At 72.2% G+C, this 22,840-nt stretch carries 20 protein-coding genes and 1 pseudogene; 12 read left to right on the top strand and 9 right to left on the bottom strand.

The window, feature by feature from the left end; genetic code table 11:
• Positions 1-13: 13 nt before the first annotated feature.
• A complete protein-coding gene (locus tag ABH940_RS25055; protein WP_370071381.1) occupies positions 14-802 on the bottom strand; it encodes a hypothetical protein in 789 nt (262 codons plus the stop codon).
• Entirely contained in the window at positions 799-1,287 is a 489-nt protein-coding gene (locus ABH940_RS25050; RefSeq protein ID WP_370106211.1) for an N-acetyltransferase family protein, read from the bottom strand. Before ABH940_RS25050 ends, ABH940_RS25055 begins: the two co-directional genes overlap by 4 nt.
• Positions 1,288-1,396: 109 nt before the next feature.
• Between ABH940_RS25050 and ABH940_RS25045 the strand changes: the two genes are divergently transcribed.
• A complete protein-coding gene (locus ABH940_RS25045) occupies positions 1,397-3,904 on the top strand; it encodes a Tex family protein (RefSeq protein ID WP_370071383.1) in 2,508 nt (835 codons plus the stop codon).
• A gap of 234 nt (positions 3,905-4,138) precedes the next feature.
• The gene (locus ABH940_RS25040) at positions 4,139-4,864 is read left to right on the top strand and encodes an MBL fold metallo-hydrolase (RefSeq protein WP_370106210.1); all 726 of its coding nucleotides are present in this window, start codon (positions 4,139-4,141) and stop codon (positions 4,862-4,864) included.
• Between the two features lie 63 nt (positions 4,865-4,927).
• Here ABH940_RS25040 and ABH940_RS25035 read toward each other — a convergent pair whose 3' ends face one another.
• From ABH940_RS25035 to ABH940_RS25025, 3 genes are all read right to left on the bottom strand, one after another.
• A complete protein-coding gene (locus ABH940_RS25035; RefSeq protein ID WP_370106209.1) occupies positions 4,928-7,960 on the bottom strand; it encodes an AAA family ATPase in 3,033 nt (1,010 codons plus the stop codon).
• Positions 7,960-9,120 (bottom strand): exonuclease SbcCD subunit D, encoded by a 1,161-nt coding sequence (locus ABH940_RS25030; protein ID WP_370071386.1) that lies wholly within the window; start codon positions 9,118-9,120, stop codon positions 7,960-7,962. The genes ABH940_RS25035 and ABH940_RS25030 overlap by 1 nt, the downstream gene beginning before the upstream one ends.
• A gap of 160 nt (positions 9,121-9,280) precedes the next feature.
• Positions 9,281-9,862 carry a TetR/AcrR family transcriptional regulator gene (locus ABH940_RS25025; RefSeq protein WP_370106208.1) on the bottom strand — a complete coding sequence of 194 codons (582 nt, stop codon included), beginning with the start codon at positions 9,860-9,862 and terminating at the stop codon, positions 9,281-9,283.
• 83 nt (positions 9,863-9,945) lie between these two features.
• Here ABH940_RS25025 and ABH940_RS25020 point away from each other — a divergent pair, with 83 nt between their 5' ends.
• A complete protein-coding gene (locus ABH940_RS25020; protein WP_370106207.1) occupies positions 9,946-10,827 on the top strand; it encodes an SDR family oxidoreductase in 882 nt (293 codons plus the stop codon).
• 57 nt (positions 10,828-10,884) lie between these two features.
• Here ABH940_RS25020 and ABH940_RS25015 read toward each other — a convergent pair whose 3' ends face one another.
• Positions 10,885-11,265, bottom strand: coding sequence for a hypothetical protein (locus ABH940_RS25015; protein ID WP_370071389.1), 381 nt, complete (start codon positions 11,263-11,265; stop codon positions 10,885-10,887).
• 150 nt (positions 11,266-11,415) lie between these two features.
• A complete protein-coding gene (locus ABH940_RS25010) occupies positions 11,416-12,987 on the bottom strand; it encodes an MFS transporter (RefSeq protein ID WP_370071390.1) in 1,572 nt (523 codons plus the stop codon).
• A 137-nt stretch (positions 12,988-13,124) separates the two neighbouring features.
• Between ABH940_RS25010 and ABH940_RS25005 the strand changes: the two genes are divergently transcribed.
• Positions 13,125-13,994, top strand: coding sequence for a hypothetical protein (locus ABH940_RS25005; protein ID WP_370071391.1), 870 nt, complete (start codon positions 13,125-13,127; stop codon positions 13,992-13,994).
• A 147-nt stretch (positions 13,995-14,141) separates the two neighbouring features.
• On the opposite strand, the gene ABH940_RS25000 is transcribed toward ABH940_RS25005, so the two are convergent.
• Positions 14,142-14,936 (bottom strand): MerR family transcriptional regulator, encoded by a 795-nt coding sequence (locus ABH940_RS25000; RefSeq protein ID WP_370106206.1) that lies wholly within the window; start codon positions 14,934-14,936, stop codon positions 14,142-14,144.
• A gap of 94 nt (positions 14,937-15,030) precedes the next feature.
• Here ABH940_RS25000 and ABH940_RS24995 point away from each other — a divergent pair, with 94 nt between their 5' ends.
• The 7 genes from ABH940_RS24995 (at position 15,031) to ABH940_RS24965 (ending at position 21,358) form a co-directional block, all read left to right on the top strand.
• Positions 15,031-15,327 (top strand): YiaA/YiaB family inner membrane protein, encoded by a 297-nt coding sequence (locus ABH940_RS24995; protein WP_370071393.1) that lies wholly within the window; start codon positions 15,031-15,033, stop codon positions 15,325-15,327.
• 66 nt (positions 15,328-15,393) lie between these two features.
• On the top strand, positions 15,394-16,107 hold the full coding sequence (locus ABH940_RS24990) for a hypothetical protein (RefSeq protein WP_370071394.1): 714 nt from the start codon (positions 15,394-15,396) through the stop codon (positions 16,105-16,107).
• Between the two features lie 169 nt (positions 16,108-16,276).
• Positions 16,277-17,056, top strand: coding sequence for an MHYT domain-containing protein (locus ABH940_RS24985; RefSeq protein ID WP_370071408.1), 780 nt, complete (start codon positions 16,277-16,279; stop codon positions 17,054-17,056).
• 59 nt (positions 17,057-17,115) lie between these two features.
• Entirely contained in the window at positions 17,116-19,899 is a 2,784-nt protein-coding gene (locus ABH940_RS24980; protein WP_370071395.1) for a nitrate- and nitrite sensing domain-containing protein, read from the top strand.
• On the top strand, positions 19,865-20,293 hold the full coding sequence (locus ABH940_RS24975; RefSeq protein WP_370071396.1) for a roadblock/LC7 domain-containing protein: 429 nt from the start codon (positions 19,865-19,867) through the stop codon (positions 20,291-20,293). The genes ABH940_RS24980 and ABH940_RS24975 overlap by 35 nt, the downstream gene beginning before the upstream one ends.
• A gap of 5 nt (positions 20,294-20,298) precedes the next feature.
• Positions 20,299-20,727 (top strand): DUF742 domain-containing protein, encoded by a 429-nt coding sequence (locus ABH940_RS24970; RefSeq protein WP_370071397.1) that lies wholly within the window; start codon positions 20,299-20,301, stop codon positions 20,725-20,727.
• Positions 20,708-21,358 (top strand): ATP/GTP-binding protein, encoded by a 651-nt coding sequence (locus ABH940_RS24965; protein WP_370071398.1) that lies wholly within the window; start codon positions 20,708-20,710, stop codon positions 21,356-21,358. Before ABH940_RS24970 ends, ABH940_RS24965 begins: the two co-directional genes overlap by 20 nt.
• 191 nt (positions 21,359-21,549) lie before the next feature.
• Here the strand turns inward: ABH940_RS24965 and ABH940_RS24960 are convergent, their stop codons facing one another.
• On the bottom strand, positions 21,550-22,308 hold the full coding sequence (locus tag ABH940_RS24960) for a lysophospholipid acyltransferase family protein (RefSeq protein ID WP_370071399.1): 759 nt from the start codon (positions 22,306-22,308) through the stop codon (positions 21,550-21,552).
• 348 nt (positions 22,309-22,656) lie between these two features.
• Between ABH940_RS24960 and ABH940_RS24955 the strand changes: the two are divergent.
• Positions 22,657-22,840 (top strand): annotated as a pseudogene (locus ABH940_RS24955) (electron transfer flavoprotein subunit beta); the annotation flags it as partial.

Here is a 22,840-nt window from a genome sequence, read left to right as displayed (position 1 = left end):
CGTGCGCTGAGGTCTACCTGGGCCGGCGCGAGACCGCGACACCGGCGAAGGTCAGGCCGCAGGTGACGCCGATGCCCCAATCGTCGCCTTCGTAGCGGATCGCAGGGTCGGCCAGCGCCGTGCGCAGTTGCTCCAGGGGGATCACGGTGTAGTCCGCTGAGTCGGTGGCGGCCACATGGCGGACCTCGATCCAGCCGTTGCGGACCAGTGGGAGCAGCGGGGCCACCTGTTCGTCGACGAACGCCAGCCGAGCGGCCTCGTCGAGCCCCTGCCGCATCTCCTGCCAGATGCCGTACGGGCCGGTCAGCCAGCCGCTGTACTCGAAGGCACAGATCATGTGCTCGTGCTCGTCGGCGCTCAGCGTGGGATGGTCCTTCGGGTCGAGGCGGTCCACGACGGCGGTCAGATGCTCGCGCAACGCCGGTTGGACGGCGAGGGCGATGCGACGCCCTGCAGGCTCGGTGGCCGGCTTCACGAGCCAGTTCTCCGGATCGGCGAGGAACGCGCGTTGTTCGGTCGGCGGCAGCAATTCGTGTGTGTAGGCCCAGGGTTGGCCCGTGGCCTTGGCGACGAAGAGCTCACCACGCTCGTGGAGGTCGAGTGCGACCGGCATCAGCTCGGTCGCCCGCTCACGCGACTCCTCCGTCGTCAGGCTGCGCAACGGTGCGTCCGCGTCTCCGACCCACCGCTGCGCCGTGGAGTAGTGCTCGGGCGTCCACGCCGCGAGGAGATTCCGTGCCCCCGCGCGCAGCAGGGTCTGCTCGGCGAGGGTGAGCGAATCCCAGTCCCGCACGTTCGTCACAGCCTCACGTACATGATGTGCAGCCCCACATAGCCCAGCGTCGGGTGGCGGAAGCCCTCCGGGATCGTGGTCATGACCTCGAAGCCGAGCGACTCGTAGAGCTTCACCGCACGGGTGTTGCTGGCCGCTACCGCGTTGAACTGGACCCCGCGGAAGCCGTGTTCGCGCGCCCAGGCCAGCAGGTAGGTGCAGAGCGCGCGGCCGACGCCGTGGCCGGAGTACTCAGCGGCGACCATGAAGCTGCCGCTGGCGATGTGCGCGCCCGGGCCCATCTTGTTGGCGTACATGTTGGCCGTGCCGAGCACCGTGCCGTCGTCGTCCACCGCGACAACGACATGGCCCGGCGCGCGGACCATCCACATCGCGCGGCCCGTCGGCTCGTCGACGTCGGTCGGGTAGGTGAAGGTCTCTCCGGCCGCCGTGATCTCATGAAAGAAGGGCCAGATCGACGCCCAGTCGGCGTCCGTGGCCTCGCGGATGTGCATGGCGTGATCGTGACACCGCGACCCGCCCGAACGCGAGGTGGTTTTCCTCGCCGCGCCGGTCGGGACAGAATGGCGCCGCACGTATCCAGCGAGAGAGCGGTAACCAAGAGTGACCCTGTCCATTGAGCAGACCATCGCCGAGGAACTCGGCGTCCGTCCCGCACAGGTGCAGTCCGCCGTGGAACTGCTCGACGGAGGGGCGACCGTCCCCTTCATCGCCCGGTATCGCAAGGAGGCGACGGGGTCGCTCGACGACGCCCAGCTGCGCACGCTCGAGGAGCGCCTGCGCTACCTGCGCGAGCTGGAGGAGCGCCGGGCCGCGATCCTGGAGTCGATCCGCAGCCAGGGCAAGCTCGACGAGGCCCTGGAGGCGCAGATCCGCGCCGCCGACTCCAAGGCGCGCCTGGAGGACATCTACCTCCCGTTCAAGCCCAAGCGCCGCACCAAGGCCCAGATCGCCCGCGAGAACGGCCTGGAGCCGCTCGCCGACGCCCTCCTCGGCGACCCGACGCGCGACCCGCAGACGGAGGCCGCCGCCTACCTCGGCGAGAACGTCGCCGACGCCGCAGCCGCGCTCGACGGCGCCCGCGCCATCCTGGTCGAGCGCTTCGGCGAGGACGCCGACCTGATCGGCGAGCTGCGCGAGCGGATGTGGGGACGCGGTCGGCTGGCCGCCAAGGTCCGCGACGGCAAGGAGCAGGACGGCGCCAAGTTCGCCGACTACTTCGACTTCGCCGAGCCCTACGTCAAGCTGCCCTCCCACCGCGTGCTGGCCATGCTGCGCGGGGAGAAGGAGGACGTGCTCGAACTCACCATGGAGCCCTACGCCGACGAGGCCGACGCGGAGGCCCCCGGCGGCTACGAGTCCCGGATCGCCAACCGCTTCGACGTCGCCGACCGCGGCCGTCCGGCCGACAAGTGGCTCAAGGACACCGTCCGTTGGGCGTGGCGCACCCGGATCCTGGTCCACCTCGGGATCGACCTGCGGCTGCGCCTGCGCACCGAGGCCGAGGACGAGGCGGTGCGCGTCTTCGCCGCCAACCTGCGCGACCTGCTGCTCGCCGCCCCCGCCGGCACCCGCGCCACGCTCGGCCTGGACCCGGGCTTCCGCACCGGCGTCAAGGTCGCCGTCGTCGACGCGACCGGCAAGGTCGTCGCGCACGACACCATCCACCCGCACGTCCCGGCCAACAAGTGGGACGAGTCGATCGCCACGCTGGCCAAGCTCTGCGCCCAGCACCAGGTGGACCTGATCGCCATCGGCAACGGCACCGCCTCCCGCGAGACGGACAAGCTGGCGCTGGACCTGATCAAGCGTCACCCGGAGCTGAAGCTCACCAAGGCCGTCGTCTCCGAGGCGGGCGCGTCGGTCTACTCGGCCTCCGCCTTCGCATCGCAGGAGCTGCCGGAGCTCAACGTCGTCATCCGCGGCGCGGTCTCCATCGCCCGCCGCCTGCAGGACCCGCTGGCCGAGCTGGTCAAGATCGACCCCAAGTCGATCGGCGTCGGCCAGTACCAGCACGACATCTCCGAGACCAAGCTGTCGCGTTCGCTGGACGCGGTGGTCGAGGACTGCGTCAACGGCGTCGGCGTGGACGTCAACACGGCCTCCGCGCCGCTGCTGACCCGCGTCTCCGGCATCGGCGCGGGCCTGGCGGACAACATCGTCGCCCACCGCGACGCCAACGGTCCGTTCCGCAGCCGCAAGGAGCTGAAGAACGTCGCGCGGCTCGGCCCGAAGGCCTTCGAGCAGTGCGCGGGCTTCCTCCGGATCCCCGGCGGCGAGGACCCGCTGGACGGCTCCAGCGTCCACCCGGAGGCGTACCCGGTGGTCCGCCGGATCCTGACCGCGACCGGTGGCGACCTCAAGGCGCTGATCGGCGACGGCGCGAAGCTGCGTGCGCTCAGGCCGACCGACTTCGCTGACGACACCTTCGGTGTGCCGACGATCGTCGACATCCTGGGCGAGCTGGAGAAGCCCGGTCGCGACCCGCGTCCGGCCTTCAAGACGGCCGCCTTCAAGGAGGGCGTGGAGAAGCTCGGCGACCTCACCCCGGGCATGGTCCTGGAGGGTACGGTCACCAACGTCGCCGCCTTCGGCGCCTTCGTCGACATCGGCGTCCACCAGGACGGCCTGGTCCACGTCTCCGCGCTGTCGAAGACCTTCGTCAAGGACCCGCGCGAGGTGGTCAAGTCCGGCGACATCGTCACCGTGAAGGTGATGGACGTGGACATCCCGCGCAAGCGCATCTCGCTGACGCTGCGTCTGGACGACGACGCCCAGGCGGGCGGGGAGCGCGGAGACCGTGGCGAGCGTGGCGAGCGCGGCGACCGGGGCCCGCGCGGCCAGCGTCAGGGCGGGCAGCGTCCGGGCGGCCAGGGCGGCCAGGCCCAGGGTGGCGGCGGGCAGAACCGTGGCCAGCGCCAGGGCGGTCAGAGCGGCCAGGGCGGTGGCCAGAACCCTGGCCAGGGCCAGGGCGGGCAAGGCGGTCAGGGCGGTCAGGGCGGCAACCGGGACCGTCGCGGCGGCGACCGCCGCACTCCGGCCCCGCGCGACGGCGGGATCGCCAACAGCGCGATGGCGGACGCCCTGCGACGCGCCGGTTTGGCGAAATAGCGGGCACGAACCATACGGATGGGACCGTCAACCTTGCCAGTGATCGATGGCTCAGTGAATCCTGACGTGGATTTGGCATTGTTGACGGTCCGACAGCTCGTACCATGAGTGCCGAGGCCCCTCCCGTCCCCCCGTGCGGCAGGGGCCTCTTCGCGTTCCACCCCAGGCAACACCCGTTGCGCCGTCGGCGAACGATTCCGGCCAGGCGGACCGTCCCCGGCCTACGGTGAGGTCATGGAGACGGACATCGAGATCGTCGAGCTGTTGCCGGGTCGCCTGCACCAGCTGAACTTCTGGGTGGGTCAGGGCTTCGTCTGGCGGGACGACGACGGCACGCTGACCCTGATCGACGCCGGTCCCGCCGGTTCCGGCCCCGGGATCGCGGCAGCCGTGCGTGAGCTCGGCGCCGATCCGGGCGACGTGCGTCGGCTGCTGCTCACCCACTTCCACCGCGACCACGCGGGCGCGGCGGCGGAGGTGGCCGCCTGGGGCGGGGTGGAGGTTCTCGCCCACCGCCTCGACGCCGCGGTCGTCCGAGGTGAGCAGCCGGTGATCCCGCCGGACCTCTCCGACGCGCCGGAGTGGGAGCGCGAGTTCCACGCCAACCTGGCTCCCATGCCGGACGTGCCGCCCGTCAAGGCGATCACCGATCTGGACGAAGGCGACACCCTCCACGTCGGCGGTGGCACCCGCGTGGTGGCCCTCCCGGGCCACACCCCGGGCAGCGCGGCCTACCACCTGCCGCCGCACGGCGTGCTCTTCCTCGGCGACACGGTCGCCAACGTGGAGGGCCACACTATGCGCGGGATCTTCAACGTCAACCGCAGGCAGGCGGGGGAGTCGCTGAAGCGGTTGCCGCAGCTCGACTCCGTCGACGTCGCCTGCTTCGGACACGGCGACGCGATCGTCGGCGGGGCTGACGTTGCACTCCGGGCGGTGGTCGAGGCGCTGACGGACTGACGCTTAGGCCCCCGCTTGGAAGAGGTGGCTCTACTCCGCCTGGCTGAACACACCCCGCCTGGCTCAGCACTCTGTCTGGCTCAACCGCGACCCTGCTCGCCCCTTCCGGACGTGCAACTGGTTCGGGATCCGGTCCCGCAGCTCCGAGACGTGGCTGACGATGCCGACCGCACGGTCCCGCTCGCGCAGTGAGTCGAGGACGGACATGACCTCCTCCAGCGCGTCCGCGTCGAGCGAGCCGAAGCCCTCGTCGACGAAGAGGGTGTCCAGGGGCATGCCGCCCGCCTCGTCCGTCACCACGTCGGCCAGGCCCAACGCGAGGGCCAGGGAGGCGAAGAAGGACTCGCCGCCGGACAGGGTCGAGGTATCGCGGTAGCGGCCGGTCCAGGCGTCCAGGACCTGGAGGCCGAGCCCGGAGCGGGCGTTGTTGCGGGAGCGGGCGTCGGTGTGCTCCAGGGTGTACCGGCCGCCGGACATCGCGGCCAGTCGCAGGCCCGCCGACGCGGCCATCTGCTCCAGCCGTGCGGCCAGCACGTAGTTCTCCAGCGACATCCGCAGCTCGTTGCTCCGGCTCGTGCCCGCGACCAGCTGGGACAGCTCCGTCGCCGTGGCCAGCCGCTCAGCGAACGGGCGCAGGCGGGTGACGTCCTCGACCAGCTGCCCGCTGAGCCGGGCGAGTTGGGCGACCCGGTGCGTCGCGCTCTCCAGCGCGGCGTGCGCGTCGAAGAGCGCGGCCTCCACTGCCGCCGCCCGCGCCTGGTCGACGGCGGGATCGGCCTCCGGCAGCGCCGCCGCGGCGACGAGCTCCGGGGACGCCGCCTCCGCGCGGGTACGGGCCAGGCCCTCGCCGTGGCGCGTGACGGCCGCTCGCAGGGCGTCCGCCTCGGCCGCGCCGAGCGCGGCGTGCTGCGCCTCCGCAGGGGACGGGAAACCGACCGCCGTGCACTCCTCCTCCGCCGCCGCACGGGCCGTTGACGCCGCGTCCGCCGCAGCGGACGCGGCGGTGACCGCCTCGGCAGCCTGGCCCAGCAGCGCGCCCCGGGCCTCCAGCGCGGCGATCCGGGCCGCCACCGAGGGCGCTCCGGCGCGGGCCTCGGCAAGCCGGACGTCGAGCTGCTCGCGTTCGGCGGTGAGCCGGGAGAGTGCCTCCTCCGCGGCGGCCAGGGTCTCGCGTGCGGACGAGAGCGCCGCCGAACGCCGCTCGTGCTCGCGCTCCAGCCGCTCCAACTGCCGTGCGGCGGCCAGACCTGCGGCCTCGGCCCGCTCGGCGTCGGCGTGCTCGCGCCGCAGCGTCTCGGCCTCCTGGGCCAGCTGGGCCGTGGCGCGGCTGTCGGCGAGGGCCTCAGCGGCGGCCGAGTCGGCAGCGAGGCGCGCCAACTGCTGCTCGGCCTCGTGGAACTGCTGCTCCGCCGCGCGGTAGGCGGCCTCGGCCGTCCGCTCCGCCTCGGGGGTGACCTGGTCCGGCGCGGCCTCGGCGGGGCGCGGGTGTTCGGTGGCCCCACAGACCGCGCACGGCTCGCCCGGCTGCAACCGGGCGGCCAACTCGGCGGCCATGCCCTCGATCCGGCGCTGTTTCAGCTCCAGCCAGGACTCGTGTACGACGGAACGCTGCTCGCGCAGCCCGGCCACTGCGCGCTCGCCCGTGGCGACCCGCGCGGACAGCCCGTCCCGGCGCTGACCGGCCTCCAGCCGCTGCGCGGCGGCACGCAGCCGCTCGGCGAGCGCGTCCCGGCCGGTGGCCGCCTCGCGCGCGGCCTCCGCGTGACGCTGGGCGGCCTGGCGTTCGCGCGGCCACTCGTCGGCGAGCCAGGCCTCGGCCTCGGACCGCTCGTCCTCGGCGTCGGCAGCGCGTCGCTCCAACTGCTGCGCCTCGCGGACGATCGCCGCCTGCCGCTGCTCGGCCTGGAGCAGGGCGCGCAACTCCCCGGTACGGCCCAGCGCTTCGCGCTCCTTGGCGCGGAGATCCGCAGCACGCACGTTGGCGTCGCGCACATCGGCGGCACGAACGTCGGCGTCGCGGAGCTCAGCCGGGAGCGCGGTGAGCGCGTTGAGCGCCCGCTCGCGGGCCGTGGCGGCCCGCTCGGCCTCCCGCTCGGCCTCGGCCAGGCGGCGCAGCAGCGGGGTGACCGTGGCGGCCCGCTCGGCGCGGGCGAGGCGTTGCTCCCGCTCCTGCTGGGCGGGCTGCTCGGCGACCAGGGCGTCGCGCGTGTCCAGCGCACGCCGGTGGCGTTGCTGACGGTCGAACAGCTCCTGTGTCGCGCGCAGGCGTTCGTCCGCCGCCGCGCGGCGCTCGGCGACCAGGGTGTGGCGGACCTCCGCCACCTCCTGCCGCAGCGCGGCACCCTCGCGCAGCGCCGCCGCCCAGGCGAGCGCCTCGTCCGGCGCCGGAACCCCCTCGGGCACGGTAGCGGCCGGGGCGAGCTCCCCGGCAGCCTCGGACAGGCGCTCCACCCGGGCGGCGATGTCGGCCTGGACGGACTGGGCCTCCTTCTCGCAGCGCTGCCGACGCTCCGTCAGCCACGCCTCCACCGCGCCGAAGCGGCCGGTGTCGAAGAGGCGGCCCAGCAGCTCCCTGCGCTCCTGCGCGTTGGCCTGCAGGAACCGGGCGAACTCGCCCTGCGGCAGCAGCACGACCTGGCAGAACTGGTCCCGGCTCATGCCGATCAGCTGCTGCAGCTCCGCGCCGATCTCCTGGTGCGAGCCGCTGCGCGGACGCCACTCGTCGAGCTCGGCCGACCACTCACTGAGCAGGGTCTGCGCCTTCTCCGGCGTGCTGCCCTCCCCGCGACGCTTGGGCCGGTGCTGCTCGGGGCGCCGCAGGATGCGCAACCGTCGGCCGCCCAGCGTCAGTTCGAGCTCGACCTCGGTCAGCTGCCCGGCCGCGGCGTGGTCGCTGCGCAGGCTGCGGGCCCGGCCACGACTGCCGGGGACCGAGCCGTAGAGGGCGAAGCAGACGGCGTCCAGCACGCTCGTCTTGCCCGCGCCCGTCGGGCCCGCCAGCAGGAAGAGCCCGCCGGAGGCCAGCGCGTCGAAGTCCACCTCCTCGCGTCCGCCGAAGGGCCCGAAGGCCGTGACGGTGAGCCGGTGCAGTCGCATCAGTCGTCCCCCTCGGTCCGCGCCGCCGCCTCGACCGCCGCGACCAGCAGCGCCGACTCCGACTCGCTCGCCGCCGAGCCGCGCACGTGGCGGACGAAGCCCAGCGCGACCGCGCCGTCGTCCCGCCCACGCACGCGCGAGCCGTAGGAGGCGAGGCCGTCGTCGGCGCGGTTCTGCGGCTCGAAGGCCAGCTGGAGCGTGTGCGGGAAGCGCTGACGCAGCTTCTCCATCGCCTGCGCCGGGCGCGCCGCGTCCGTCAGCGTGGCCTGCACCCAGCAGTCCTCGACGTCGTCGTGGTCGGGGGAGGTGAGCAGCTCGTGCAACTCGCCGCGCAGCCGCACCAGGCGGCGCGGCGCCGGGCAGTCGACGCGCCGGGCCGCGACTTCGCCCCGCGGGCCGAGATCGACCAGCCACATCGACTTGCGGTGGTCGGCCTCCGAGAAGGAGTACGCGAGCGGTGAACCGCTGTAGCGCACCCGCTCGTTGACGGTCTGGCAGCCGTGCAGATGGCCCAGCGCCGCGTAGTCGACGCCGTCGAAGACGGACGCGGGCACACTCGGCACGCCGCCGACCGAGATGTCCCGCTCGCTGTCGCTGACCTCGCCGCCGATGACGAACGCGTGCGCCAGCACCACCGACCGGCAGCCGCGTTGTGCCTGTCGACGGTCTGCCAGGTCCGCGCGGACCGCGTCCATCGCCGCGCCGAGCACGGCGGCGTGGCTGACCTCCTCGGCCCCGACCCGCCGCCCGACCAGCGCGGGCTCCAGGTAGGGCAGGCCGTAGACGGCGACCTCGCCGTGCTCGTCCCGCAGCAGCACCGGCTCGGCGACCGCGTCCGGGTCGGTCCGCAGGTGGACCCCGGCGCGAGCGATCAAGCCCGCGCCGATCCCGAGCCGCTGCGCGCTGTCGTGGTTCCCGCTGATCAGCACCACCGGGATGCCGAGCGCGGCCAGCTTGTGCAGCACCTCGTCGAACAGCTCGACCGCCCCGAGACTCGGCACCGCCCGGTCGTGGACGTCACCCGCCACGAGCACGGCGTCGACGGACTCCGCCTCGGCGGTGCGGACGAGGTGCTCCAGGAAGGCACGCTGCGCGGGCAGCAGGTTCTCCCGGTGCAGCGACCTGCCCAGGTGCCAGTCGGAGGTGTGCAGAAATCTCACGCCGGCGCCCCCACCTGCATCTTTGCCACGCTCCACACCATCGAGTCAGCACCGGATCCGGACGGGTCACGCGACGACCGGCACGTCGGCACATCCCGGCTTCGCACAACCCGCACCGAGTATCACAGGTGCCACTGACAACTCCGGTCAGTCCCGCCTCTCAGCGCAGGTCTGCGGCCGCCGCGCGCAGTTCGTCGAATGCGGCTCGGGTGTGCGGGGCCAGCTCGCCGGGGTCCTCGTCGCGACTGGGGTCGGCCCACCGGCTGAATCCGAGCCTGAACGCGAGCACGCCGAGTTCGGCGGCCACGTGCGCCGCGGGTTCCGGGACGCCCCGTCGCTGCAACGCCTCGACCATGGCCGCGGCCATGCCGATGCTCTTCAGCGCGTTGCGCTCCTGCAGTTCCTCGTTCGCCTCGACGGCCGCGTGCAGCAGCGGGCTGAGCTCGCGGTTGAACGATGTCATCTCGCCCGATGCGCGTTCCAGGCCGGCGGCGACGGCCGTCATCGGTGTCGCGTCCGCAGGGGCGGCATCGATGCCCTCGGCCAGCAGGCGGCTGAGGGCCTTCTGACCCGTCGTCAGGATCTCCCGTTTGTCGGTGAAGTGGCGGAAGAACGTGCTCCGCGTGAGCCCCGCCCGCTCGGAGATCTGAGCGACCGTCGTGTCGTCGTAACCCTGCTCGGCGAACAGCCCGAGGGCCGCCACCACCAGGCGCTGTCGGGCATCGGGCTTCCATCTGGGCATACGGCCATTCTAGATGATGCGACATGTGTCGCATCGCGGTGTACGGTGATGGGACAGTAGTAGCATCACTCTGGGAGTCCACCATGCGCGTCTTCATCACCGGCGGAACGGGCCTGATCGGCACGGCCGTCGTCGCCGAACTGCTCGCCGCAGGCCACTCCGTCACCGCCCTCGCCCGTTCCGACGCGTCCGCGGCGAGCGCACAAGCCGCCGGGGCCGACGTGCTGCGCGGCGGACTCACCGACCTCGAGGTGCTGCGAACCGGCTCCGAACGGGCAGACGGCGTCATCCACCTCGCCTTCGGCAACGACTTCAACTCGCCCGAGGCGCTTGCCAAGGCCGTCGCCGAGGAGGGTGCCGCGCTCGCGACGCTCGGCGACACCCTCGTCGGCACGGATCGACCGCTGGTCACCGTGTCCGGCACGCCCCACGTGGCGGGACGCGCATCGACCGAGGAAGACTCGCTGCCGACCGACGGACCCGTCGGCGGACGCAGTCAGTCGGTATCGCGCGCACTCGCTCTCGCCTCACGCGGCGTGCGCAGCTCGGCGGTACGGCTGCCGCGCACGGTCCACAACCAGGGCCGGGGCGGGTTCGCCGGGCTGCTCGCGGACATCGCCCGGCGCACCGGCGTCGCGGGCTACCCCGGGGACGGCGCGCAGCGCTGGCCCGCCGTCCACGCGCTCGACGCCGCCGTCCTGTTCCGCCTCGCGCTGGAGAAGGCACCAGCGGGAAGCTCGTGGCACGCCGTTGCCGACGAGGGTGACGCGGTCTGCGACATCGCCGCGGTCATCGGGCGGCGGCTCGACCTCCCGGTCACGTCGGTGCCGCAGGACCGTTTCGGTCCGCTCGGCCCGATCTTCGCGACCGACCAGCCCTCATCCAGCGGTCGCACCCGCACCGCTCTCGGCTGGGAGCCGACGCACCCGAGCCTGCTCGACGACCTGGAGAACATCGAAGCCTGAGACGACCTGAGACGGCCTGAGACGACCACCGGACCGACCGGCGGCCGCTGAAGCGCGTCAGCCGTTCCGCAGCGCTTCCACGAAGCCTGCCGCGACGGCGTGTTGGAGGCGGGCCGAGCGGGCGCGAGCGATGGGGCCGGAGAACTCCTTCGGCGGAGGGAAGTAGAGCAGCAGGTAGGCGTCGAGGACGCCCAGGGTCTGGGCGAGGGCATCGGGCTCGTCGGAGTGGCTGCGGACCAGTTGCGAGCCGATGGCCCGGGCCGGGCGCGGGTCGAACCGGTCCTGGTGCAGGGCGTCGCGCAGCTGCCCCGCGAGCGGGGTCAGCAGCAGCGTCAACTGATCGCGCGTCAGCCCGCTCCGCGCGGACGGATAGAGCGCGCGACTCCAGATCGCGGCGAAGCTGCCGACCGCGGTCGGGGCATCCGGGAGTGCAGGCACGGGGGAGAGGCTACTCATCCGATGATCGCGAAGTAAGAGGAGACAGGTGATGTGCACCTTGTGACGTGAGCCGGTCATGTGGCGGCGCAAAGATACCCGCCCGGGGCCCGGCAGGGAATGCCGGGTCCAGGGCGGGCGCAAAACAGCAGGTCAGTCCCGCTCGGCCAACGCCTCGGCGGGGGCCTCCGCTCCGTCCGCGACCGGCGCGAGGGCCTCGGCGGCAACGGCGTCCGTGACGGCTGCGGTCGAAGTGTTCGCCGCGTCCTTGGCCGGAATTGACGATGCTGTAACGGTGGTCAGCGGTCGGTGGTGCCGGCTCAGGCCGATCAGTGCCACCGGGACGGTGAGCACCATGGCCGCCATGCCGATCACGAAGCTCGTGGTGAACTGGCTCTCCTGCGGCAGCGGCGGCACGCCTGGCGGCAGCCCGTGGATCAGCTTGGAGGCCAGCAGCGAGGTCACCACCGCCGAGGCGACGGAGCTGCCGACGGACCGGGAGATGGAGTTGATCCCGTTGGCGATGCCGGTCTGCTCCAGCGGCACGCTGGCGGCGATCAGCGCCGGCATCGAGGCGTAGCCGAAGGCGATCGCCGTACCGGTCAGCAGTCCGGCCAGGATCACGCCGGTGCTGCTGCCGTGCCCGAACGCGAGCCAGGCGAAGCCGGCCGCGCCGAAGACCGCGCCCACCGCGAGAGTGCCGCGCGCGCTGATCTTCCGCACCAGCACGCCGCCGATCGGGGCGGCGATCAGCGCGATCAGCGAACTCGGCAGCAGGTACTCGACCGAGGCGCGCAGCACCGAGGCGGTGAAGCCGTAGCCGGTCAGCTGATGCGGCATCTGGACCAGGTACGAGATGCCGATGAACTGCGCGAAGGAGGCGAAACCGACGAAGAGTCCGGCGGCGTTGGTGAAGGCGACCTGACGGTGGGCGAACATCCGCATGTCCACCAGCGGTGCGGCGACCTTGCGTTCGACCAGCACCCACACGACCGCCATGACCATCGCGCCCGCGAAGCAGCCGATGATCGAGCCGGACGACCAGCCCCACTCGTGGCCCTGCGAGATGCCGAGCAGCAGCAGGACCAGGAACCCGGCCAGGGTGACCGTGCCGAGGTAGTCGATCCGCCCGCCGGTGGCGTGCCCGCGGTTGGGGACGAGGAAGACGACGGCGATCAGCGCGAGCAGCGACAGGCCGGTGGAGACCCAGAAGACCGAGTGGTAGTTGGGGTTGTGGCCCTGGGTGAGCAGGCCGGTGATCACCAGCGAGAGGCCGGAGCCGAACGCCAGCGTGCTGCTGACCAGCGCCATCGCGCCGTGCAGCTTCTCGTGCGGCACCTGGTCGCGGATGATCGACAGTGCCAGCGGGAAGATCGCGGTAGCCGAGCCCTGCAGCACCCGCCCGACGATCAGCAGCGTCAGCGAGGTGGTCGTGGCGGCCAGCAGCGAGCCCGCGACCATCACCGCGAGCACGGCGACGAGCGTCTGCTTCTTGCCGTACAGGTCGCCGACCCGCCCGAGCAGCGGGGTGAAGACGGCGGCGGAGAGCAGAGTGGCCGTGGTCACCCAGCTGACGCCCGCGCTGGACGCGTGCAGGTCGTTGCCGAGCAGCGCCAGGATCGGCACGACCTGGGTCTGGGCCATGGAGACGACCATGGCCGCCAGGCCCAGGGCCAGGATCAGCGGGGTGCTCCCGCGACGGGGGGAGAGGGGAGTGCTGCTCATCGGAGCGGGTCCTTCGCCAGGTGTTTCAGTGTGTGGATACTTGAGAGCATGAAGTAAATCTGTCGAAACTTTAGGCGAGAAAGGTTTAGTTAGTCAACCTCTTCACCGGAGGGGCACCCCGGCTCTACGCTGTCGCGATGACGACTCGACCTTTCGACCTGCGTGCGGCCCGCGCGATGCGCGACTGCCTGGACGCGTACCACGCCGCCCTGATCTTCAGCCCGGCCTCGGTCCCGGTGTTCGACAAGGTCGGCCTGGACCGGTGGGGCGCCTACTTCGCCGGCCGCTCGGCGCCGCTGGGCGCGGCGTCGGAGGGCCTGGTGGAGGCGATCTTCTACCACTTCGAGCCCGCCATGGTCGCCCGGTGGATGGCGGCGGTCCGCGCCGCCGCAGCCCCTGACAAGCTGCTCGCCCTGCGACTGGAGGCGACCGACGCCGCGCTGCGCGACGTGCTGGGCGAGGAGGTGCTGGCCTCCGCGGACATGGCAGAGGCGGCGGAGCTTGCCACGGAGGCCGCGCAGGCCTGCCGCCCGGCGGGCCGCCCGCTGGGTGCGGCGAACGCCGCGCTGCCGCTGCCGGACGCGCCGCACCTGGCGCTGTGGCAGTCGATCACCACGTTCCGCGAGTGGCGCGGTGACGGCCACAACACCGCGCTGCTGGCCTCCGGCCTGGACGCCGTCGAGGTCCTGGTGAACGCGGTCGCGACCGGCCACGAGAGCCGCGCCTCCATCCAGCCGCGCCGCGGCTGGACCGACGCGGAGTGGGAGGCGGCGGAGCAACGCCTCCACGACCGCGGCCTGCTGACGGAGGACGGCGAACTGACCCTGCGCGGACGCGAGATCCGCGAGGAGATCGAGGATCTGACGGACCGCCTGGGGCTGGCGCCCTGGCAGGCGTTGGGCTGGGACCGCACGCGTCGCCTGCACGAGCTGGTCCGGCCCTGGAGCGCGACTGTCATGGAGCGCTACCTCCGCAGGGGCGGGCCGGAGGCTTTTCCTGCGGAGTGAGTCGCACCACCCACGGGCGCGGGGGCCCTGCTGATGTGCGGCTCCGCCGAGCCGGGCTGATGTGCGGCTCCGCCGAGCCGGCGCGACGCGCTGGGCCTTCGCTGGCCCTGGAGGTGCAACTACCTGCGGGGGCGCAGCGTCGACCGCTCAGTCTCCCGCGCCCAACCCCTCCGCCAAGCGCGGCGAGATCCGCTTCACCTCGCGTTGGACGCGGCGGTCCATCGCGAGGGAGAACTCGACGTCCACGACGGTGCGCGCCACGCCGCGCAAGCGGGTGAGGGCGTCGGCGAGGCGGGTGGGTTCGCCCGGCGGGAGGGGGTCGTCGAGGCCGGAGAGCAGCTGGTCGACGATCAGGTCGACGAACTGGTCGGCGAGGGCGTCGGCGCTGGCGCGGACCCCACGCGCGGTGGTGAGGACCGCGGCGAGCGGCAAGCCCTCGCCGACCAGCGCCGCGGAGGCGTCCAGCAGGCGGCGGCTGACGTGGACGTAGGCGTCCTCGCCCTGCGGCCTGAGGTAACCCAGCTCGAGCGACGTGGTCAGCGCGGCCTCGGCCTCCTCCTCCGGGAAGTTGGCGAGCAGCTGCTCGCGGGTCAACGGGACCTCGGTCTCCTGCGACCAGGGCTCGGCGATCGCGGCCCGCAGGCCGAGCAACTCGGCGACGTCCTGGCCGGATTCCCACGCCGCCAGCAGTTCGGCGATGCCGCCGAGCGTGTGCCCGCGCTCCAACAGGTCGGCGATGACCCGGAGTCGGGCCAGATGGTCCTCGTTGTACCAGGCGATCCGGCCCTCGCGGCGGGGCGGCGGAAGAAGCCGGCGTTCCCGGTAGAAGCGGAGGGTTCGCACCGGAATGCCCGCCTCGCGGGCCAGCTCCTCGGTGCGGTACTCGCGGGGCTCGCAGTACTCGTGGGGCTCGCGTGGGTGGGAGGTTCCGCTCTCGTTCACGTGGTCGAGAGTAGCGATCCGGACGCCTGTGGATCATGCTCCTTTGAGTACGCGTACTCATGCGCGTCGGGTTCGTGGCGCGCATTCTGCCGACATGGCCAACACTCCGCCCGTCAGACCGGGCACGACCAGCGCTTACTCCGTCCAGGCCGTTATCTCCTTCACGGCCTCGCTGGCGGCGATGGGTCTCGGCATCGCCTACCTGCACACCGACGCGTGGGAGCGGGCGTTCCTCGCGCTGGGGCTCCTCTACGTCGTCACCTCCGCCTTCACCCTGGCCAAGGTCGTCCGCGACCGCCAGGACGAGGGCCGCTACAGCAGCCGCGTCGACCAGGCCAGGTTGGACAAGCTCCTCGCCGAGCACGACCCGTTCCGGGTGGACGCGTCCTGACGCGCACCGCCTGTCCGACGCGTCGGTGTTGAGGCGTCCTTACCGGTGCCCGGCAGAATGTCCGCCGTGACAGAGCACATCGAGCCGAACGATCACCACACGTCCGCCCCCGCCGACGCCCTCCCCGCGTGGCTGCGGCGGACCGAGGGCGAGCAGCGCTGGGGCGTGACCGCGGCGCTGCTCGTGGCCATCGTCATCCAGTGGATGCTGCCGGAGCGGCTCACGATCCACCCGCACTGGCTGCTGCCCGTGCTGGAGGCCGCGCTGATAGTGGCGCTGGTCGTGGTCAACCCGCATCGGCGCATCGCCAAGCAGTCGCGAGCCGTGCGCGTGCTCGGCCTGCTGCTGGCCGCAGCGGTCAGCCTGGCCAACGGGTGGTCCGCGGTGCTGCTCGGCCGGGATCTGATCCAGGGCTCGCACGGGTTCACCCCGGTGCAGCTGCTGATGACGGGCGCGGGCGTCTGGCTGACCAACATCATCGCCTTCAGCCTCTGGTACTGGGAGTGGGACCGCGGCGGCCCGTTGGCCCGGGCGGCGGGCACGCACCAGTACCCCGACCTGCTCTTCCCGCAGATGCAGCAGCAGGGGATAGCGCCGCCCGACTGGGAGCCGGAGTACGCCGACTACCTCTACGTTGCCTTCACGAACGCGACCGCGTTCAGCCCCACCGACACCATGCCGCTCTCCCGCTGGGCGAAGCTGCTGATGGCCTCTCAGTCGATGATCTCGCTGCTGGCCCTGGCGCTGATCATCGCCCGCGCCGTCAACGTGCTGCAGTAGGCGGTAGGAACGTGTTGGGGCCCGGTGGGCACAAGCCCCATTAGTCCAGCACACCCCGCCCTTCCCCGCCGGGCTTTTGCCCATGTCCGCGATTTCGAGTGAACCGCGGAATAGCGTCCGTGACCTCTGCCGGACCACGGAGGGCACGGAGGGCCGCCGCATGGGCGCCATGGGGAGCATGACCGAGCTGGGCTACGGCTGGCTCACGCCGATCCTGTCGTATCTGATGGCGGTCCTCGGCTCCGCCTTAGGGCTGCGCTGCACCGTCCGCGCGGTCGCCGCGACCGGGCGGTCCAAGCGCAACTGGCTGCTGACCGCCGCCTCGGCGATCGGCGCGGGCATCTGGACGATGCACTTCATCGGGATGCTCGGCTTCACCGTCACCGGGACCGACATCCGCTTCAACGTCCCGCTGACGGTGCTCAGCCTGGCCAGTGCGATGGCCTTCGTCGGTTTCGGGCTCTTCGCCGTCGGTTACGGCACGCACAAGTGGCGCTCGCTGCTGGCCGGCGGGGTCACCACCGGTTTCGGCGTGGCGGCCATGCACTACCTGGGCATGATGGCCCTCGACCTGCACGGCACCCTGCACTACGACCCGACCACGGTGGCGCTCTCCGTCGTGATCGCCGTGGTCGCGTCGACGGCCGCGCTGTGGGCCGGACTGAACGTCAGCGGCCCGCTGGCGGCGGCCGGAGCGGCGATGGTGATGGGTCTGGCCGTCAGTTCGATGCACTACACCGGGATGCGCGCGGTCAGCGTGCAGGTGCACCCGTCCAACACCCCGCTGCCGGGCGCGTCGCTGATGCAGTTCATCTTCCCGCTCGCGGTGGGCCTCGGCTCGTACCTTTTCCTGACGTCCGCGTTCGTCGCGCTCTCGCCCACCGCACAGGAACGTGCCGCCAACGCCAGCGCCGAAGGCCTGCGCCAACTCCCGGCGGTGACCCGATGACCGCAGCGTCCCCAGAGCCTCCCAAGTCTCCCAAGTCTCCCAAGTCTCCCAAGACTTCCATGACTTCCAAGGCTCCCGAGCCTCCCAGGGCGGCCAAGAACCCCGACGGCGCGAACCGCACCCGTCCGCGCCCCGCCCATGCCGGTCGCCCCGCCGACGAGGGGCTGGGCGCGGCGCACCGCCCGTCCGGCTACCGGTCCCGCCCGCTGACCGTCTCGGTGCGGCTGCGACCGCGGACCGTCCGCGCCAGGATCATCTCGCTGCTGATGGTCCCCGTCGTCTCCCTGCTCGCGCTCTGGGCCTTCGCGACCGTCACCACCGCGCAGTCCGTCGACGAGCTGATCCAGCTCAAGCAGGTCGACCAGACCCTGCTCGCCCCGATCGGCGCCACCGTCGACGCGGTCCAGGCCGAACGCACCGCCGCGCTCGCCTACCTGGCCGCGCCCGCAGCGGACCGACTGGCCACCTACCAGGGCAGGCAGCACCTCTCCGACATGGCGGTCGGCACGATGAACCAGGACGTGCTGCGCGGCGAGGACGCAGCCAGCGGCCTGTCCGCGACCCTGGTCTCCCGGATCGGCGCGCTCGACACTGCCACCGCCTCGCTCCAGCAGCTCCGCGACCGGGTGACCGGCGGTCAGCTGAGCTGGCCGGATGCGTCGACGTCCTACACGGGCGTGATCGACAGCGGCTTCGGCGTCGTCGGCTCGCTCAGCAGCGTCACCGGGGCGATCACCGGCGCGCAGAACGGTTCGGCCGCCTCCGACGCGCGGGTGCTGCTGGAGCTCTCCCAGGCCCGCGACATGCTGACCCGCGAGGACGCCGCCGTCCAGGCGGCCCAGGCGCAGGGCCGGATGACGGCGGACCAGTACCAGGAGTTCGTCGGCGCCCGCTACGCGCGCCAGGCGCTGACACAGACCGCCGCGCCGGACCTGGCGGCGACCGACAGCGCCGCCTTCCAGCAGGTGACGGCGGGTCAGCAGGCCGTGGCGCTGGCCCAACTGGAGGACGCGGTCCGGGTCAGCGGCGGCGGAACCCGCGCCGTGCAGGCCGCCGGCGCGGGGTGGACCGCCACCGCGACCGGGGTCGAGCAGCAGCTCGACACCGTGCTCACCCAGGCGCGTGAGACCGCGACCGGAGCCCAGAACGACCCCTATCTCGGGCTGCTGAGCAAGAACGGCCTGGCCGTCGTCCTCGGTCTGGCCGCAGTCTCGCTCTCGCTCATCATCTCGGTGCGGATCGGCCGCGGCCTGGTGGTCGAGCTGGTCGGCCTGCGCAACTCCGCGCTGGAGCTGGCCGGACGCCGGCTGCCCGACGCGATGCGGCGGCTGCGCGCGGGGGAGGAGCTCGACATCGAGTCCGAGGCCCCCGTGATCGAGCCCGGCGACGACGAGATCGGCCAGGTCGGCGAGGCGCTCAACACCGTCCAGCGCGCCGCGCTCACCGCCGCCGTCGAACGCGCGGAGGTGCTGTCGGGCGTCTCCGGCGTCTTCGTCAACCTGGCGCGACGCAGCCAGGTGCTGGTGCACCGTCAGCTGATCCTGCTGGACGTGATGGAGCGCCGCACCGAGGACCCGGCCGAGCTGGAGGACCTGTTCCGGCTCGACCACCTCACCACCCGGATGCGCCGCCACGCCGAGGGCCTGATCATCCTCTCCGGCGCCACGCCCGGCCGCGCCTGGCGCAAGCCGGTCCCGCTGCTGGACGTGGTCCGCTCGGCCGTGGCCGAGGTCGAGGACTACGCCAGGGTGGACGTCCGCGCCCTGCCGGGGGTCTCGGTGGTCGGCGCGGCGGTGGCCGACCTCACCCACCTGCTGGCCGAACTGGTGGAGAACGCCACCGCGTTCTCGCCCCCGCACACCCGGGTCCAGGTCACCGGCGAACAGGTCGGCACCGGCTACGCGGTGGAGATCGAGGACCGCGGCCTCGGCATGGGCAAGGACGCCGTCGGCGACGCCAACCGCAAGATCGCCGACGCCCAGCAGGCGGACCTCTTCGACAGCGACCGGCTCGGCCTCTTCGTGGTCAGCCGCCTGGCCCGCCGCCACGGCGTCCGGGTCAGCCTGCGGCCGTCCGCGTACGGGGGGACGACGGCCGTCGTGCTGCTCCCGAACGCGCTGCTGGAGACCGGCCGCCAACGCCAGCGGGACGCGGGCGGTCCGGCGATCGTCACCGCGCCGCCGATCGACGCCGAGCTCGACCTCCCGCCGCTGGCGGCTCCGCCCCGACCGAGCGTTCCGCCTGTGCCGACTGTTCCGCCTGTGCCGACAGCGCCGCCTGTGCGAGTGCCGTCCGCGCAGGCGGGGACCGTACTGCCGACCCGGCCTCCGACCGGGCCTCCGACGCGACCCCCGGCGCAGCGCAGGTCGGCGCCGACCGCCGAGGCTGCCGAGACCGCCCATGCGCCGCAGCACGGGCAAGGCCCGTCGAGCCTGCCGCATCGTCAGCACCCGCGGAGGGACCGGCAGGTGGCGCCCGACCGGATCGCGCCCGGCCAGCCTGGGCCTGACCGAGCCGAGGCCGTCCCCGCCCCGACCCCGCTGCGCCGCAACGGCGACGAGCTTCCGCGACGGGTCCGGCAGGCCAGCCTCGCCGTGCAGCTGCGCGAAGCGCCGACCGAGACACACCGGGCGCCCGACCGCTCCGACGGCACGCCGGAACGCAGCCCCGAGCAGGCCAGGGCCACCATGTCCGCGCTGCGCGACGGCTGGACCCGTGGTCGCGGCGCGGCGGCAAACGGACCGGCGATGAACGGACCGACCCGCCATCTGAAGATCCAGGAACCAGACTTCGAGAGGAAGGCCGCAGATGGCCGCGACGACCAATCCGACCCCCACCGGTGAGCTCAACTGGCTCCTCGACGAGCTGGTTTCCCGCGTCGCCCAGGTGCGCCACGCCGTCGTGCTCTCCCGCGACGGTCTGGCGCTGGGCGTCTCCGCCGGGCTGAGCCGGGAGGACGGTGACCACCTCGCGGCCGTGGCCTCCGGCTTCCACAGCCTGGCCAAGGGCGCAGGCCGCCACTTCGACGCGGGCGACGTCCGGCAGACCATGGTCGAACTTGACGGCGGCTTCCTCTTCGTCGTCGCGGCCGGGGACGGAACCTGCCTGGCCGTCTTCGCGGGCGCGGACTCCGACATCGGCCTGATCGCCTATGAGATGGCCCGCCTGGTCCGCCGGGTGGGCGAGCACCTGTACACGCCGCCGCGCACCGCGGCGGACTCGCCGTCAGCGGGATGAGAGTGATGGATCCGAACGATCCCAACTGGTTCGACGAGGAGGCGGGCCCGATGGTCCGCCTCTACGCCCTGACCAAGGGCCGGACCAGGCCGGCCAGCGAGGTCTTCGACCTGATCGCGATGGTCGTCGCCGACACCCCGTACAGCGCGGACACCCCGTACGGCGCGGACGCCCCCTACGCCGGGGACGGCCCGTACGGCTCCGAACCCGGCCTCGCGCCCGAGTCCGTCGCGATCCTGAGTCTGTGCCGCTACCGCCCGCAGTCCGTGGCCGAGATCGCCGCCGACCTCGACCTCCCGGTCGGCGTGGTCCGCGTCCTGCTCGGCGACCTCCTGGACGCGGGTCTGATCCGCGTCAGCCGCCCCGTTCCTCCCGCCATGCTCCCCGACGAGCGCATCCTGCGAGAAGTGATCAATGGCCTCCGTGCACTCTGACGCCGTCCCCACCCCTACCAAGACGCACGCTCACCACGACGCCCAGCACGACGCTCAAGAGCCGCCCGACGATCCCGCCCTCGCCCTGAAGATCCTTGTCGCGGGCGGCTTCGGTGTCGGCAAGACCACGCTGGTCGGCGCGGTGAGCGAGATTCGCCCGCTGCGTACCGAGGAACTCCTGACGGAGGCCGGCCGCGGCGTGGACGACCTCGGCGGCGTCGAGCAGAAGACCACGACGACGGTGGCCATGGACTTCGGCCGGATCACCATCCGCGACGGACTCTCGCTGTACCTGTTCGGCACGCCCGGCCAGGACCGCTTCTGGTTCCTCTGGGACGAACTGGCCCACGGCGCCCTGGGCGCAGTCGTCCTGGCGGACACCCGCCGCCTGGAGGACTGCTTCCCGTCCGTGGACTACTTCGAACGCCGCGGCATCCCCTTCGTCGTCGCCGTCAACTGCTTCAGCGGCGCCCGCCGCCACGCCGTCGAAATGGTCGGCGACGCCCTCGACCTGGAGGCCGAGACCCCCGTCCTGCTGTGCGACGCACGCGAGCGCGACTCGGGCAAGAAGGTCCTCATCGCCCTGGTCGAACACGCCAGCCGCCTGCACGCGGCGCGGATGCTCCGCTGAGCGACAACCAGGCAGCTGCACTATGAGGGGCGCGGGGAACTGCGCGACAAGCCACCCTGTGCGGTAGAGCCCGGATCGAGCAGGGCCATCCGCTCATCAGTGGTGTCTCGCGCAGTTCCCCGCGCCCATGGGTAGTGCAACTTCCGCACCTGGCAACCGCAATGGCGGTGCAACTGCGGCGCGATAGAAAATCAGGCGTCTTCCGCCCGGCGTGCAGCGGCCGCCTCGTCCTCCGCCTCCGCGACCTCGGGGGTCGGCGCCGTGCCGCCGAGGGCTGCGGGGAGCCACCAGCGGTCGTCGGGGCCGGAGGGCTGGTCGGGGTAGGCACGCTGGGCGCGCTCGAGGAGGTCGGTCATGGCCGCGCGGAGGCGGCGGGTGACCATGACCGGGCGGTCCTTCTCGGACAGGGTGATCGGCTCGCCGATGTAGATGGCGACGGGGGTGTGGCGGCGCGTCAGGTTCTTCGGGCGGCCCTTGGTCCACAGCCGCTGGGTGCCCCACAGAGCCATCGGCAGCATCGGGACCTGCGCGTCGGCGGCCATCCGCGCCGCGCCCGTCTTGAACTTCTTCAGCATGAACGACCGGCTGATCGTCGCCTCGGGGAACACGCCGACGACCTCGCCCGCGCGCAGCGCCCGAACGGCCTCGTCGTAGGCGGGCTGGCCGTCCGAGCGGTCCACCGAGATGTGCTTCATGCCGCGCATCAGCGGGCCGGAGATCCGGTGCTTGAAGACGTCGTCCTTGGCCATGAAGCGGGTCATGCGCCGGCCGGACTTGAACGCGCCGAGCCCGGCGAAGAGGAAGTCGAGGTAGCTGATGTGGTTGCTGACCAGCACGGCCCCGCCCTGGCGCGGTACGTTCTCCGCGCCGACGATCTCGATCTTGAGGTCCAGCGCGCGGAATGCGGTCAGCGCCGCCCCGATGACCGGCGGGTACACCAGATCTGCCACAGTCAGCCCAACGTCAGCGGGCCTGTGCCCGAGCCTACGGTTACGTCAGCGTAAGTTGCTGACGTCAGATGGTGCCCCTTTGGGGCACCTCGTGTCACGTAGGGAGCAGGCCGGGGCGGGAGATTGTCGTCACATCCGGACCGTTGTCGGCGGTGGTCAATCGGTGATCGATCGGTGGTCAATAGGGTCGATGTCACAGGTGGTTGCGCCACCCTCGGCATTCCCTTCTCGGCGCGGTGGGGGAGTATGGGCCTCGAACAGCACTCAAGGGTGGGTGTCCTCTCGTCGGCGCGCGGCAGGGCGTAAGCTACCTGGCAGTAACAACGTGACCAGTACAGGAGACAGGTCGTGAGCTTGAGGATCGTTGTCTGTGTGAAGTACGTGCCCGACGCGACTGGTGAGCGGCGGTTCGCGGAGGATTTCACGACCGACCGTGGCGGTGTGGACGGCCTGTTGTCCGAGCTGGACGAGTACGGCGTGGAGCAGGCGCTGCGGATCAAGGAGGCGTCGGGTGACGCCGAGGTGACCGTGG

The sequence above is a fragment of the Streptacidiphilus sp. BW17 genome, from assembly GCF_041262485.1.
Taxonomy (GTDB): Bacteria; Actinomycetota; Actinomycetes; order Streptomycetales; family Streptomycetaceae; genus Streptacidiphilus.
Note: the sequence above shows the minus strand (reverse complement) of the source record. Positions and strands in the feature narration are given on the sequence as shown.